Annotated in this window: 11 protein-coding genes; 5 read left to right on the top strand and 6 right to left on the bottom strand. The window is 61.3% G+C overall.

Annotated elements, in window-relative coordinates; translation table 11 throughout:
- Positions 1-83: 83 nt before the first annotated feature.
- Positions 84-1,607 carry a polyphosphate:AMP phosphotransferase gene (gene pap / locus C8K63_RS03475; RefSeq protein WP_108215396.1) on the bottom strand — a complete coding sequence of 508 codons (1,524 nt, stop codon included), beginning with the start codon at positions 1,605-1,607 and terminating at the stop codon, positions 84-86.
- 329 nt (positions 1,608-1,936) lie between these two features.
- Between pap and mnmC the strand changes: the two genes are divergently transcribed.
- The 5 genes from mnmC (at position 1,937) to C8K63_RS03450 (ending at position 9,353) form a co-directional block, all read left to right on the top strand.
- Positions 1,937-3,916 carry a bifunctional tRNA (5-methylaminomethyl-2-thiouridine)(34)-methyltransferase MnmD/FAD-dependent 5-carboxymethylaminomethyl-2-thiouridine(34) oxidoreductase MnmC gene (gene mnmC, locus C8K63_RS03470; RefSeq protein ID WP_108215395.1) on the top strand — a complete coding sequence of 660 codons (1,980 nt, stop codon included), beginning with the start codon at positions 1,937-1,939 and terminating at the stop codon, positions 3,914-3,916.
- Between the two features lie 170 nt (positions 3,917-4,086).
- On the top strand, positions 4,087-5,859 hold the full coding sequence (locus tag C8K63_RS03465; protein ID WP_108215394.1) for an N-acetylglutaminylglutamine amidotransferase: 1,773 nt from the start codon (positions 4,087-4,089) through the stop codon (positions 5,857-5,859).
- Between the two features lie 3 nt (positions 5,860-5,862).
- Positions 5,863-7,611: an N-acetylglutaminylglutamine synthetase gene (gene ngg / locus C8K63_RS03460; RefSeq protein ID WP_108215393.1), complete on the top strand. Its 1,749-nt coding sequence runs from the start codon at positions 5,863-5,865 to the stop codon at positions 7,609-7,611.
- A 122-nt stretch (positions 7,612-7,733) separates the two neighbouring features.
- Complete coding sequence (locus C8K63_RS03455) at positions 7,734-8,924, top strand: osmoprotectant NAGGN system M42 family peptidase (protein ID WP_108215392.1); 1,191 nt, start codon at positions 7,734-7,736, stop codon at positions 8,922-8,924.
- Between the two features lie 201 nt (positions 8,925-9,125).
- Positions 9,126-9,353, top strand: coding sequence for a YheU family protein (locus tag C8K63_RS03450; RefSeq protein WP_008017754.1), 228 nt, complete (start codon positions 9,126-9,128; stop codon positions 9,351-9,353).
- A 5-nt stretch (positions 9,354-9,358) separates the two neighbouring features.
- Here C8K63_RS03450 and csrA read toward each other — a convergent pair whose 3' ends face one another.
- The 5 genes from csrA to C8K63_RS03425 all read right to left on the bottom strand — a co-directional run bounded on the left by csrA (position 9,359) and on the right by C8K63_RS03425 (position 14,148).
- Positions 9,359-9,544: a carbon storage regulator CsrA gene (gene csrA, locus C8K63_RS03445; protein ID WP_108215391.1), complete on the bottom strand. Its 186-nt coding sequence runs from the start codon at positions 9,542-9,544 to the stop codon at positions 9,359-9,361.
- Positions 9,545-9,697: 153 nt separating this feature from the next.
- Positions 9,698-10,030, bottom strand: a complete 333-nt coding sequence (locus tag C8K63_RS03440) for a YnfA family protein (RefSeq protein WP_108215390.1) — start codon at positions 10,028-10,030, stop codon at positions 9,698-9,700.
- A 64-nt stretch (positions 10,031-10,094) separates the two neighbouring features.
- A complete protein-coding gene (locus C8K63_RS03435; protein ID WP_108215389.1) occupies positions 10,095-10,910 on the bottom strand; it encodes an SDR family oxidoreductase in 816 nt (271 codons plus the stop codon).
- A 201-nt stretch (positions 10,911-11,111) separates the two neighbouring features.
- Positions 11,112-13,205 carry an LTA synthase family protein gene (locus C8K63_RS03430; RefSeq protein ID WP_108215388.1) on the bottom strand — a complete coding sequence of 698 codons (2,094 nt, stop codon included), beginning with the start codon at positions 13,203-13,205 and terminating at the stop codon, positions 11,112-11,114.
- 337 nt (positions 13,206-13,542) lie between these two features.
- Positions 13,543-14,148 (bottom strand): START domain-containing protein, encoded by a 606-nt coding sequence (locus C8K63_RS03425; RefSeq protein ID WP_108215387.1) that lies wholly within the window; start codon positions 14,146-14,148, stop codon positions 13,543-13,545.
- Positions 14,149-14,188 lie beyond the last annotated feature (40 nt).

The raw sequence follows: 14,188 nt of genomic DNA, 5'->3' as shown, positions 1-14,188 counted from the left end.
ATCGGTTGAGAGTGGACCGAGCATAAGTCCAGCTCTTCACCGACCGCGACAATCATTCACCTCGCGTATGCGTAACCATCGCTTCAATCCTTGTCCTTACGCTTCTTGTTCTCACGCCGGTCGGATTTTTCGAAAGCCTCCTCCAGTGCGCGATTGATGGTGCGCAAGACTTTGACCCGTGCCCAGCGCTTGTCGTTGGCTTCCACCAGGGTCCATGGCGCAATCTCGGTGCTGGTACGGTCGACCATGTCGCCAACCGCCGCGCGATAATCATCCCACTTTTCACGGTTGCGCCAGTCATCGTCAGTGATCTTGAAGCGTTTGAAGGGAATCTTTTCGCGCTCCTCGAAGCGCTCCAGTTGCGTCTGTTTGTCGATGGACAGCCAGAACTTGACCACGATCACCCCGGCGTCGGTGAGCTGCTCTTCGAAATCGTTGATTTCACCATAGGCCCGCAGCCAGTCCGCCGGGCTGCAAAAACCTTCAATGCGCTCCACCAACACCCGGCCATACCAGGAGCGGTCGAACACAGTGAACTTGCCCCGGGCCGGCAGGTGCCGCCAGAAGCGCCACAGATAGGGCTGTGCTCGTTCTTCTTCGGTGGGCGCGGCAATCGGCACGATGCTGTACTGGCGCGGATCAAGCGCTGCCGCCACCCGACGGATCGCCCCGCCCTTGCCCGCCGCGTCGTTGCCCTCGAACACCGCCACCAGTGCATGGCGGCGCATGCGCTTGTCGCGCATCAACCCGGAAAACCGCGCCTGTTCGGTGATCAGCTGTTCTTCGTAATCATCCTTGTCCAGGTTCAGGGTCAGGTCCAGGCTGTCGAGCAGGTTCACTTGATCGACGCTGGGGAACACTGGCGCGGCGCTGACCTTTTCCGGGTGGATCGTCGGCCGCTGCAATGCGCCGTGCAGGCCAGCAAGCAGAATCCGCCCCACGGCCAGACTGCGATAATGCGCATCCGCCCCGGCAATCACATGCCACGGCGCATAGTCACGGCTGGTGCGCCGCAGCACCCGCTCACCATATTTCACGAACCTGTCGTAGGTTTGCGACTGCTGCCAGTCCAGCGGGCTGATGCGCCAGCTGTGCAGCGGGTCGTCGGCCAGCGCCTTGAGGCGTGCCTTCATTTGCTTCTTGGAGAGGTGAAACCAGAACTTGAAGATCAGCGCACCTTCATCGCAGAGCATCTTTTCCAGGCGCTCGGCGCCGTTGATCGCCTGGTCGAGGCGCGGATCCTTGAACTCGCCATGGACCCGCCCCTGCAGCATCTGGCTGTACCAGTTGCCGAAGAAAATCCCCATGCGCCCCTTGGCCGGCAGCATCCGCCAGTACCGCCAGGCCGGTGGCCGCGCCAGCTCTTCGTCAGTTTGCTGATCGAAGGTGCGAACCTCGATCAGACGCGGATCCATCCATTCGTTGAGCACCTTGATCGTCTCGCCCTTGCCCGCACCTTCGATGCCATTGATCAAAATGATCACCGGAAAGCGGCGTTGCTGCTGCAATTCGAATTGCGCTTCGAGCAACGCTTCGCGCAGGGCCGGGACTTCGGCGTCATAGGTGTCTTTGTCGATGGCGTGACCGATTTCAGCGGATTCAAACATGAGCGGCTCCCTTCCGGATGTGAGCAAGACTAGCGGACGGACCTATTCTGCGGGAAAGAAATCCATTCATGGAGCAGATACGAAACCTGTGGCGAGGGAGCTTGCTCCCGCTCGGCTGCGAAGCAGCCGCAAACTGGCAGATCTGTTCCCAACGCAGATTTGCAAACGTTGGGACAGCTTCGCTGTCCAGCGGGAGCAAGCTCCCTCGCCACAAAAAGCCTCACCATGTCATCGATTTTCGATGACATGGTCAGTGCATGCCTTGCCACGGATCAAGCACCACGCCATCGATCGGATAGAATGACGGCCTTGCCGTTGCCGAGCCTGCCATGAAACCTGAATTGCCCCACGCCCAGCTCGACTGGGATGACCAAGGTCGTCCGTATTCGCGAGTATTCGACGACGTGTATTTCTCCGACCAGTCGGGGCTGGACGAAACCCGCTATGTGTTTATCGAGCAGAACCGCTTGGCGGAACGCTTCGCTGCCTTGCCGGAGGGCGGACGCCTGGTCATCGGTGAAACGGGGTTCGGCACCGGGCTGAATTTTCTGTGTGCCTGGCAGGTGTTCGAACAACACGCGGCGGCCGGAGCGCGGCTGCATTTTGTCAGCGTCGAAAAGTACCCGTTGAGCCCGGCCGACTTGCAACGAGCCCTGGCGCTGTGGCCGGAACTCAAGGTGTTTGCCGATCAATTGCTGACGCAGTACGTGGCGATCCATCAGGGTTTTCAGCGCCTGACGCTGGATAACGGTCGCGTGACCCTGACGCTGCTGATCGGCGATGCACTGGAGCAACTGCCTCAACTCGATGCCCGAATCGACGCCTGGTTCCTCGACGGTTTCGCTCCGGCGAAGAACCCCGACATGTGGACCGCCGAACTGTTTGCCGAACTGGCGCGCCTGGCCGCTCCCGGTGCATCCATCAGCACCTTCACCAGCACCGGTTGGGTGCGGCGCTTGCTCAACGCCGCCGGTTTCAAGATGAAACGCACCCCAGGCATCGGCCACAAATGGGAAATCCTGCGCGGCGAGTTCCTCGGCTGGCCCCAGGACGTGCCCGCCCCAGCGCCCGATAAACCCTGGTTTGCCCGCCCGGCTCCACTGACCGGCGAACGCCAGGCACTGGTGATCGGGGCCGGGCTGGCCGGTTGCGCCAGCGCCGCCAGCCTCGCCGCGCGGGGCTGGCAAGTGACATTGCTGGAGCGCCACGACGATATCGCCCAGGAAGCCTCGGGCAACCCACAGGGCGTGCTGTACCTGAAGTTATCGGCCCATGGCACGGCGCTGTCGCAAATGATCGTCAGCGGATTCGGCTACACCCGACGGCTGCTCGAACATTTGCAACGGGGTCGCGACTGGGACGATTGCGGCGTGTTGCAACTGGCCTTCGATGCCAAGGAAGCCGAACGCCAAGTGCAATTGGCCGCGGCGTTTCCAGCGGACTTGCTGCACCTGCTGGATCAACCCGAGGCACAGGCCGTGGCCGGTATCGGGTTGGCACAGGGGGGCCTGTTCTATCCCGAAGGCGGCTGGGTTCACCCACCGGCGCTGTGCCAGTGGCAGGCCGCACACCCGCGAATTCAATTGCTCACCCATCGCGATGCGCTGGAACTACGCAAGGTTGACGATCAGTGGCAAGCCTGGAACGGCGAACGCCTGCTCGCCAGCGCCCCCGTGGTGGTGCTCGCCGGCGCGGCTGAAATCCGGCGATTCCCCGAGAGTGCCGAGTTACCGCTCAAACGCATTCGCGGGCAAATCACCCGCCTGGCGCAAACCCCGCAAAGCCAGGCCCTGAGCACCGTGGTGTGTGCCGAAGGCTATGTCGCCCCTGCACGTTTGGGCGAACACACGCTGGGGGCCAGTTTCGATTTCAAGAGCGATGACCTGACGCCGACCACGGCCGAACACCTGGGCAACCTGACCATGCTCGAAGAGATTTCCCACGATCTGGTCGAGCGTCTACAGGCCGACAAACTTGCGCCTGAAAGCCTCCAGGGGCGCGCCGCTTTTCGCTGCACCAGCCCTGACTACTTGCCAATCGTCGGACCTTTGGCCGACACCCAGGCGTTCGCTCAGGCGTATGCAGCGCTGGGCAAGGATGCCCGACAAGTGCCGAACGTCGAATGCCCATGGCTTGACGGTTTGTACATCAACAGCGGCCACGGCTCGCGCGGCCTGATCACCGCGCCGCTGTCCGGGGAACTGCTGGCGGCCTGGCTGGACAACGAACCCCTGCCGTTGCCCAGAAGCGTGGCCGAAGCCTGCCATCCCAACCGGTTTGCCTTGCGACGCCTGATCCGGGGCAAGTAGTCGATGCGGTAGTCGAAGTCGCACTTACGGGGCGATTCGGCCGTGGTCTGTCACACATATAACTCATCGGTCTAAAACTCCCCTTACCGAGGAGGGTCACTTTCTGAGTACCCGCCGTTTTGGCGCGGTATCGATTGACCCTCCCCAACGGAAAAACCGGTAAGGAATTTATGTGCGGATTAGCTGGCGAGTTACGTTTTGATCATCAACCTGCAGACCTTGCAGCCGTTGAACGAATCACCCATCACCTGGCCCATCGCGGCCCCGACGCTTGGGGTTTTCATAGCCAGGGGCCGGTTGCCCTGGGCCATCGGCGCCTGAAAATCATGGACCTGTCGGACGGCTCGGCGCAGCCGATGATCGACCCGCAACTGGGCTTGTCCCTGGCCTTCAACGGGGCGATCTACAACTTTCCGGAATTGCGCGCGGAACTGGAAAGCCTGGGTTACGCCTTCTACTCCGGTGGCGACACCGAAGTGCTGCTCAAGGGCTATCACGCCTGGGGTGAAGCCTTGCTGCCGAAACTCAACGGCATGTTTGCCTTTGCCGTTTGGGAGCGCGATGCCCAACGCCTGTTCATCGCTCGCGACCGACTCGGCGTGAAACCGCTGTACCTGTCGCGCACCGGCCAGCGCCTGCGCTTCGCCTCGGCGCTGCCGGCATTGCTCAAGGGCGGCGACATCAACCCGCTCCTCGATCCGGTGGCGCTCAATCACTATCTGAATTTCCACGCCGTGGTCCCGGCACCGCGCACCTTGCTGGCGGGCATTGAAAAATTGCCGCCGGCCACCTGGATGCGCATCGAAGCCGACGGCCGCACCGAGCAGAAAACCTGGTGGACCCTGCCCTACGGCCCTCACGCCGATGAGCAGAACCTGACCCTCGAAGACTGGCGTGACCGTGTGCTCGACAGCACCCGCGAAGCGGTAGCGATTCGTCAGCGCGCGGCGGTCGATGTCGGCGTGCTGCTGTCCGGTGGTGTCGATTCAAGCCTGCTGGTGGGCCTGTTGCGGGAAGTCGGCGTGGACAATCTGTCGACCTTCTCCATCGGCTTCCAGGATGCCGGCGGCGAACGCGGCGACGAGTTCCAGTATTCCGACCTGATCGCCCAACACTACGGCACACAGCACCATCAACTGCGCATCGACGAAAAAGAAATCATCGAACAACTGCCCGCCGCCTTCCGCGCCATGAGTGAGCCGATGGTCAGCCACGACTGCATCGCTTTCTACCTGTTGTCCCGGGAAGTGGCCAAACATTGCAAGGTGGTACAGAGCGGCCAGGGCGCCGACGAACTGTTCGCCGGTTACCACTGGTATCCGCAAGTGGACGGCGCGAGTGATCCGTATGCTGCGTACCGCGAAGCGTTTTTCGACCGCAGCTACGACGACTACGCCGCCACCGTGCAACCGAAATGGCTGACCGCGAATGACGCCGCCGGTGACTTCGTCAAAACCCATTTCGCCCAACCCGGTGCCGATGCGGCGGTGGACAAGGCCTTGCGCCTGGACAGCACGGTGATGCTGGTGGACGACCCGGTCAAACGCGTCGACAACATGACCATGGCCTGGGGCCTGGAAGCCCGCACGCCGTTTCTCGACTATCGCCTGGTGGAGCTGTCGGCACGAATTCCGGGGCGTTTCAAACTGCCGGACGGCGGCAAGCAAGTCTTGAAAGAAGCCGCGCGACAAGTGATTCCCAGTGAAGTGATCGACCGCAAGAAAGGTTACTTCCCGGTGCCGGGCCTCAAGCATTTGCAGGGCGATACGCTGGAGTGGGTGCGCGAGTTGCTGCTCGATCCCAGCCAGGATCGCGGCCTGTTCAATCCCGCGATGCTCGACCTTCTGCTGACTGACCCACAGGGACAACTGACGCCGTTGCGCGGCTCGAAGCTATGGCAACTGGCGGCCCTCAACCTGTGGCTCAGCGAACAAGGAATCTGACCGATGAAACCTCATGCCACAGCGATCAGCCAACGCCTGTTGCGCGGCCAGTCGCCCTCCTACGAACGCCTGCAGGCACGCCTGGCCGAAGACGGCAGTGCGCTCGGCGCGGCACCGATTGCCGTGCATTGCGGCTGGGGCCGCTTGCTGATCGGGCACACCTTCGCCGATGCCGCGAGCCTCGCCGGAGAGTTGCTCAACGAGCGGCCCGGCGAACGGGATATTGCCCTGTACGTCGCCGCGCCCCAACAAGTGCTGGGGCTGGTGCCGACGCAGCTGTTCCTCGACCCGTCCGATACCTTGCGCCTGTGGTTCAGCGATTACCGTCAGGCGACCCGGGTGTTTCGCGGTTTCCGCATTCGCCGCGCGCAAAGCGATGCCGACTGGCAGGCGATCAATCAGCTGTATCAGGCGCGCGGCATGCTGCCGATCGACGCCACCCTGCTCACTGCGCGTCACCTGGGCGGCCCGATGTACTGGCTGGCCGAAGACGAGGACAGCGGCGCAGTCATCGGTAGCGTCATGGGCCTCAACCACCACAAGGCCTTCAACGATCCCGAACACGGCAGCAGCCTGTGGTGCCTGGCGGTCGACCCGCACTGTGCGCGACCGGGTGTCGGAGAGGTGCTGGTGCGGCATCTGATCGAGCACTTCATGAGTCGCGGGCTCGCCTACCTCGACCTGTCCGTGCTGCACACTAACCGACAGGCGAAAAACCTTTACGCCAAGCTCGGTTTTCGCAACCTGACGACCTTCGCCATCAAGCGCAAGAACGGCATCAATCAGCCGCTGTTTCTCGGGCCCGGTCCGGAAGCCGCGTTCAACCCGTACGCGCGGATCATCGTCGAGGAAGCACATCGTCGTGGCATTGATGTGCACGTCGATGACGCCGACGCCGGGATGTTCACCCTCAGCCATGGCGGGCGCCGGGTACGCTGCCGTGAATCCCTGAGCGACCTGACCAGCGCCGTCAGCATGACCCTGTGCCAGGACAAAAGCCTGACCCACAAAGTGCTCAAGGCAGCCGGGTTGAACCTGCCGGCGCAGCAATTGGCGGGTAACGCCGATGACAATCTGGCATTCCTCGATGAACACCAGCGCGTGGTGGTCAAGCCACTGGATGGTGAACAGGGGCAAGGGGTTGCGGTGGATTTGCGCACCCTTGAGGAAGTGCAGCAAGCCATAGAAGCCGCTCGCCACTTCGACAGCCGCGTGCTGCTGGAAAGTTTCCACGAAGGCCTGGACCTGCGCATTGTGGTGATCGGTTTTGAAGTGGTCGCCGCCGCCATTCGCCGGCCGGCCGAAGTGGTCGGCGACGGCCAGCACTCCATCGGTGCATTGATCGAAGCCCAGAGCCGGCGGCGACAAGCGGCCACAGGTGGCGAAAGCAAGATCCCGCAGGACCGGGAAACCCTGCGTACCTTGCGTGCCGCCGGTTACGACTACAACAGCATTCTGCCGGCCGGTGAGCACCTGTTCGTACGACGCACGGCGAATCTTCATACAGGCGGTGTTCTTGAGGATGTAACGGCGATCCTGCATCCAACGCTGGTGGGCGCCGCCGTGCGGGCCGCGCGGGCGCTGGACATTCCCATGGTCGGCCTCGACCTGATGGTGTCCGCCGCTGACCAGCCGGAGTATGTATTTATCGAAGCCAACGAACGGGCCGGCCTGGCCAATCACGAACCGCAACCCACGGCGGAGCGGTTTGTGGATCTGTTGTTTCCGTACAGCCAGCCGGTGATCTCTTAGTGATGTGTTGCCCGGGCTGACCCCTTCGCTGTAGGAGCGAGCTTGCTCGCGAAGGGGCCAGCCCAGGCAACAAAAACCCCCTCATCGAAACCGTCGATGGCCTCAATACATCAGGAGTTTCCATGACCAGCAAAATCCCCGAACCGGACCTCGGTTACCTGCAGAAAGTCCTGCTGGAAATGCTCGCCATTCCCAGCCCCACCGGGTTCACCGACACCATCGTGCGCTACGTCGCCGAGCGCCTTGAAGAAATGGGCATTCCCTTCGAGCTGACCCGTCGCGGCACCATTCGCGCCACGCTCAAGGGCAAGAAGAACAGCCCCGACCGAGCCGTATCCGCCCACCTGGACACCATCGGCGCGGCGGTGCGGGCGGTGAAGGACAACGGCCGCCTGGCCCTCGCGCCGCTCGGCTGCTGGTCCAGCCGCTTTGCCGAAGGCAGCCGGGTCAGCCTGTTTACCGACAACGGCGTGATTCGCGGCAGTGTCTTGCCGCTGATGGCGTCCGGGCACGCGTTCAATACTGCCGTGGATGAGATGCCGATCAGTTGGGATCACATCGAGTTGCGCCTGGATGCCTACTGCGCCACCCGTGCCGACTGCGAGTCGCTGGGCATCAGCGTCGGCGATTTCGTCGCCTTCGACCCGCTGCCGGAGTTCACCGAAACCGGCCACATCAGCGCCCGCCACCTCGACGACAAGGCCGGGGTGGCCGCGCTGCTGGCGGCGCTCAAAGCCATTGTCGACAGTGGCGAAGAGTTGATGATCGACTGCCATCCGCTGTTCACCATCACTGAGGAAACCGGCAGCGGCGCCGCGGCGGCGTTACCCTGGGACGTCAGTGAATTCGTCGGCATCGACATCGCACCGGTCGCGCCAGGCCAACACTCCAGCGAGCATGCGGTGAGCATCGCGATGCAGGATTCCGGCGGGCCGTATGACTATCACCTGTCGCGCCACCTCCTGCGCCTGGCCAGCGACAACGAATTGCCCGCCCGCCGGGACCTGTTCCGCTACTACTTCAGTGACGCCCATTCGGCGGTGACCGCCGGCCACGACATTCGCACCGCCCTGCTCGCCTTCGGCTGCGACGCCACCCACGGTTACGAACGCACCCACATCGACAGCCTCGCCGCCCTGAGCCGCCTGCTCGGTGCATACATCCTCAGCCCGCCCGTGTTTGCCAGCGATGCGCAACCGGCCAAGAGCTCACTGGACCGATTCAGCCATCAGCTTGAACATGACACCCAGATGGAAAGCGATACGCGGGTGCCTTCGGTGGACAGCCTGGTGGGGCAGCGGTCTGAGAACTGATCCGGGTTCTTCTTCACCAGGTAAACCGCCTTCGCGAGCAGGCTCGCTCTCACATTCGCCCGCATTCTTATGGAAGAACCGGGTCACCTGTAGGAGCGGGCTTGCCCGCGAAGACGCCGGACCAGACAACACATTAGCCCAAGGCTAGCCGCAACAGCCCAATCGCCGTAGCATCCCGACATTGATCCAACCGAGGTGCCTATGCTGATTCCCTACGACCAACTTCAAGTCGACACCCTCACCCGCCTGATCGAGGATTTCGTGACCCGCGACGGCACGGACAATGGTGACGACACGCCACTGGAAACCCGCGTACTGCGCGTGCGCCAAGCGCTGACCAAGGGCCAGGCGCTGATTGTCTTCGATCCGGAAAGCGAGCAATGCCAACTGATGCTCAAGCACGACGTGCCCAAGCACCTGTTTGACTGAGGCCTTCAGCGCACCTTGGTTTTCGCCAGTTTGTTCTGGATGCGTTCGTAGATTTCCGAACGGTGCACTTTGACGTCCTGCGGCGCTTCGACACCAAAGCGAATGCTGCTTCCGTTGATCGCGAGAACACGCAAGGAAATGTTGTCACCGATGGAAATGGTTTCGCCCACAATGCGAGTGAGTACGAGCATGAGGAGTGTCCTTCAGGGGTTACTGGCCCTTGAAGATGCCCGGCCCGCGGTATGCCTACAATGCTCCGACAGCAAACCAGACCGGACTGACAGCCATGACGCACCAAGCTTACGGAAAGGTCTGACAATCCGGCTGATTGTAGGACCGATCTGTCAGGACGCGGAGAATCGCGGCCCGAACAGGATGATGCTCGCGCCGATCACACACAACGCCACGCCAAGCCAGTCCGAACCCAGCGGACGAATCCGCTCGACCACGGCCAACCAGCCGATTGACGCAATGATGTAGATGCCGCCGTAAGCGGCGTAGGCGCGGCCGGCGTAGGTGGCTTCGATACGGGTCAGCAGCAGGGCGAACAGGGTCAGGCTGAGGAGCGCCGGCACCACCCACCACATGCTTTTACCCTGGCGCAGCCACATCCAGAAGGCGAAGCAACCGGCAATTTCGAACAGCGCGGCGAAAAAAAACCACAGGTAATTGAGCATGCAAGCGTCTCGCGAGGATGGCCGATGGCGGCCACCCTAACCACAGCGATGCCTGCGAGCAAGATCAGCTTGCGGATTGCCTGGCCTTGGCGCGCATTTTGTCGGCCATGACGGTCATTTCGTTGTAGAGCAGTTGCGGGTTCTTCTGCTTGAGCGCCCAGGCCATGCGGCCCTGCTCGTGGGGCAGGATCATGAACTCGCCGGCGGCGACCTGCCGGTAGATGTAGTCGGCGATGTCAGCGGCGCTGATCGGCGAGCTTTCCAGCAACTTGCCGACCTGGGCTTTCATGGCCGGGGTCGGACCGCGAAAGGAGTCCAGCAGGTTGGTCTGGAAGAACGATGGACACACCACATGCACGCCGACTTCCTGATGCGCCAGTTCGATCAACAGGCTTTCGGACAACGCCACCACGCCCGCCTTGGCCACGTTGTAGTTGCTCATCGCCGGGCCTTGCATCAACGCGGCCATGGACGCGATGTTGATGATCCTGCCTTTGCTTTTTTCCAGCAGCGGCAGGAAAGCCTTGCAGCCCTTGACCACGCCCATCAGGTTGATCGCGATCTGCCAGTCCCAGTCCTCCAGGGACAACTCACTGAAGAACCCGCCAGACGCCACACCCGCGTTATTGACGATGACATCGATGCCGCCGAGTTTGACTTCGCAGGCCTGGGCGAACGCCGTCAACTGGCTGTAGTCGCGCACGTCGCAGCGCTGGATGAATCCGTCGCCACCGGCTTCGCGGACCAGCTTCAGGGTTTCCTGCAAACCGGGCTCGCTGACGTCCGACAACGCCAGTTGCCAGCCTTCACGCGCCCAGCGCAACGCGATTTCGCGACCCAGGCCAGAGCCTGCACCAGTGATCATCATGCGATTTTGCATAGCGAACAGCCTTGTTGTTCTCGGAAGATGCACCGAGTGTAGCGAAGGATATTGCCCGACCCACGCTCCATCAGATTGCTGAATGGCCCGAGCAAACCGCGGGAGCCTTTGAAGTAACCAATGCAGCAAAAAAAAGATAGAGACCCGCCAGGCAAAAAAAAAGAGGCTCTTGAAGAGCCTCTTTTTCTATTGCGTCACAACTTACTGCGGCGTGCCGTGAACTACACCGGCAGTGTTGTCCAGCAGACTCTTGGTCGCGGTTTGCAGGAACGCTTCGAGCTTGAGTTTCAACTCAGCGGTACCCGGTGCATCCGCAATGATCTCGGCATGCGGTGTAGCGCCCATTTCGTACTGGTACAACTTTGGCGCCATGTCCTTTTCCTTCGGCAGTACAAGGATCCGGTCGTCGCTGAGGATGGCCGTGGTCTGCTCGTTACCCGAAGGTTTGATCACACCAAAACCCTTATCGCCTTCAGGCAGGTTGAGCAGGTCGCGGCCCCAGCATTGCTGGCGAGTTTCGCCGCCCAGGCGGCCCATGATGGTCGGTACGATGTCGATCTGGGTGCCCACGGTATGGTCACGCTGACCGAACTTCTCCTGGATGCCCGGCGCGATCATCAACATCGGCACGTTGAAGCGGCCCAGGTCCATTTCAGTGATCTGCTGTTCGTTGCCGAAACCGTGGTCACCGACGATGACGAACAGGGTTTCCTTGAAGTACGGCTCCTTGCGGGCCTTTTCAAAGAACTGGCCCAGCGCCCAGTCCGCATAACGCATGGCGGTCAAGTGCTCGTTCAGGCTGCCGCGATTGGTCACGCGCTCGACCGGTAATGGCGTCGGCAAGGCGTAAGGCGTGTGGTTGGACAGGGTTTGCAGCAAGGCGTAGAACGGTTTGCCGTTTTCCCGAGCCTTGAGCTCTTGCAGGCTGCGGTCGAACATATCCTGGTCGGACACGCCCCATGTCGGGTCGGAGAACACCGGGTTAACGAAATCGTTACGGCCGATGAAGTTGGTCATGCCCTGGTTGCTGAAGAAGCCCGACTGGTTGTCCCAGGCGAAATCGCCGTTGTAGACGTACACGTCGTCAAAGTGACGGGCACTGAGCAACTGCGGCAGGCCAGACAGTTTGTGGCTGCCTTCCGGGGTCTGCATCAGGTATTCGAAACCAGGCAGGTTCGGAAAGCAACCCATGGTGGCGAACATGCCCTGGTGGGTATGGGTACCGTTGGAGAAGAAGCGGTCGAACAGCAGGCCTTCCTTCGACAGTTTGTCGAGGTACGGCGTGATGTTGCCCGGCCCGCCCAGAGCCCCCACCGAGTGACCGGCCATGCTTTCCATCAGGATCACGACGACGTTCTTGATCGGCAGGGTCTTGTCGGTCGGCGGCGTGTAGTCACGACGTACGGCGGCCATGTCGGCGTCCACCAGTTTCTCGTCGGGCAGCACCAGCATGTCACGTACGACTTGCCGGGCTTGCTCTTGAGGCAGGGTGGCCTTCCAGATGTTGTCGCGATCTTCGGACATCCGGCTCTTCGCTGCGGCAACCAACTGCAGGGTGCCGTTGAGGCCCAACTGGTTGGCGAAGTTCGAATTGGTGGTGTAGACGTCACCCCAACGCAGCGGCGGGCCCTGGCGCAGGGTGCCACGGGCGGCGACCACGCAAACCAGCAGGCACACCACGAATACCGCGATACGTGCGTACCACGGCGCAACCTGGCGCGTGCCGATACTGCCGCCACTGAACGGGCCACGAGGGCGGGTTGCACGATCGGCGCCCATGAATGCCAGGCTCAGGATCCAGGTGCCCACGGCCCATGCCAACAGGTAACGGACCACCGGAAAACCGTACCAGAGCATGCTCATCACGGTTTTCGGATCCTCCTTGACGTACTGGAAGACCAGGCCGTTGAGGCGCTGGTGGAACTCACGATAGAAGTCCATCTCCATCAGGCCCAGGAACAACGCAATGCTGGAGACAATCGTCAGCCAGAAACGGAACAGCCCGCGCGCCGCCATGGCCCGGACGCTGAACATTGCCAGCAGCAACGGAATGCTGAGATAGACCACCAGACGCAGGTCGAAACGCAGACCGTTGGCGAATGCCTCGAGGAAGGTCGAGGCCGGTGTGTCGAGGATCATCGAGCGGTTGTAAACCAGCAGCGCGACGCGCAGCAGGCTGAACATGACCATCATGACCAGGGCACACAACAGCGTGTAGGCCAGATGCGATTTGACGGTCGGTTGCAGCAGGCGACTAGAAGCTCGCTGCTGATTCAGGGCGTCCGGGATTGCCATGTCGTTTTAGGACCCATTGGAAGTTGAAGTTTCAAAAATACAGCTGCGCCTTGCCCTCTTTTCGGCCCGTACCAGGCCCGGGGGTTTGCGCGGTGCGCAAATGTTGCACGATCAACGGCAGCATTGCCATTGATAACTACCCTCATTCCGACTGTTTCATCCTGCATTCAGGAATACGCAGCGTGCTGTGCAAGAACCGGCGAATTGTCTTGGAGACTGGGTGAAAATTTCGTGCAACGCATATTCGGAAACAAATTAAAGCACCCGCCCCCGTCAAAAACGCAAACGCCCCGAACCGGTCGGGGCGCTACGAAGTCACCTTGAAAGAACGACAGCGTTACTTCTCGGCGCGTTCCTTGAGGGCTTTCAAGGTATTGAACGGGGCATCCACCACAAACTTGTTGGCCACCATCGACGGCACGCTGCCGCCCGGCTCGGTGTGCACCTGATAGGTCACTTCGACCTGGTCGCCCTTGGGCACGAACTTCCAGAAACCGTCGACCTTGGCGACCCGGACGAAGCCTTTTTCTTCAGGAATGTATTTTGGTACGCCTTCGAGCTTGCGGGTCAGGCTGCCATCAGCGCCTTCGATGGTGGTGACGTGCAGCACCGAATCACGCGCAGTAACCGGCCACGGGGTGTTGAACTGAGTGTAGGTCCAGCTCTGGTCACCTTCGTGCTTGAGCAGCTTCTGGGTTTTGCATTCGTGAATCCAGGCGCAGGCTCCGGACACGTCTTCCTGCAACGCGCGCAGCTTGGCTATGGTGGTTTTCATCAGCGTGACGCCCTGGTAGGCCTTGTAGTCGGAGCCGGCCACTTCACTCAGGGAGATCTTGATACCGTCTTCGTCTTTTTTGACTTTCCAGTCTTCGGCCTGGGCCGTCGAAGTAGCCAGCACAACCGTCAATCCACACAGCACAGCCATACGATGCAGCGAACCCATAGTCTTATTCCTTATTGTTGAAGTTCCGTTCGTTGGGCTT

The organism is Pseudomonas sp. GV085, from assembly GCF_003050925.1.
Taxonomy (GTDB): Bacteria; Pseudomonadota; Gammaproteobacteria; order Pseudomonadales; family Pseudomonadaceae; genus Aquipseudomonas.
Note: the sequence above shows the minus strand (reverse complement) of the source record. Positions and strands in the feature narration are given on the sequence as shown.

Bases quoted from the DNA above. Each gene is read 5' to 3' on its own strand.
- C8K63_RS03455 (WP_108215392.1), top strand. From the start codon at position 7,734: ATGACCAGCAAAATCCCCGAACCGGACCTCGGTTACCTGCAGAAAGTC.
- C8K63_RS03425 (WP_108215387.1), bottom strand. From the start codon at position 14,148: ATGGGTTCGCTGCATCGTATGGCTGTGCTGTGTGGATTGACGGTTGTG.
- mnmC (WP_108215395.1), top strand. From the start codon at position 1,937: ATGAAACCTGAATTGCCCCACGCCCAGCTCGACTGGGATGACCAAGGT.
- C8K63_RS03465 (WP_108215394.1), top strand. From the start codon at position 4,087: ATGTGCGGATTAGCTGGCGAGTTACGTTTTGATCATCAACCTGCAGAC.
- C8K63_RS03450 (WP_008017754.1), top strand. From the start codon at position 9,126: ATGCTGATTCCCTACGACCAACTTCAAGTCGACACCCTCACCCGCCTG.
- C8K63_RS03435 (WP_108215389.1), bottom strand. From the start codon at position 10,910: ATGCAAAATCGCATGATGATCACTGGTGCAGGCTCTGGCCTGGGTCGC.
- C8K63_RS03440 (WP_108215390.1), bottom strand. From the start codon at position 10,030: ATGCTCAATTACCTGTGGTTTTTTTTCGCCGCGCTGTTCGAAATTGCC.
- csrA (WP_108215391.1), bottom strand. From the start codon at position 9,544: ATGCTCGTACTCACTCGCATTGTGGGCGAAACCATTTCCATCGGTGAC.
- pap (WP_108215396.1), bottom strand. From the start codon at position 1,607: ATGTTTGAATCCGCTGAAATCGGTCACGCCATCGACAAAGACACCTAT.
- ngg (WP_108215393.1), top strand. From the start codon at position 5,863: ATGAAACCTCATGCCACAGCGATCAGCCAACGCCTGTTGCGCGGCCAG.
- C8K63_RS03430 (WP_108215388.1), bottom strand. From the start codon at position 13,205: ATGGCAATCCCGGACGCCCTGAATCAGCAGCGAGCTTCTAGTCGCCTG.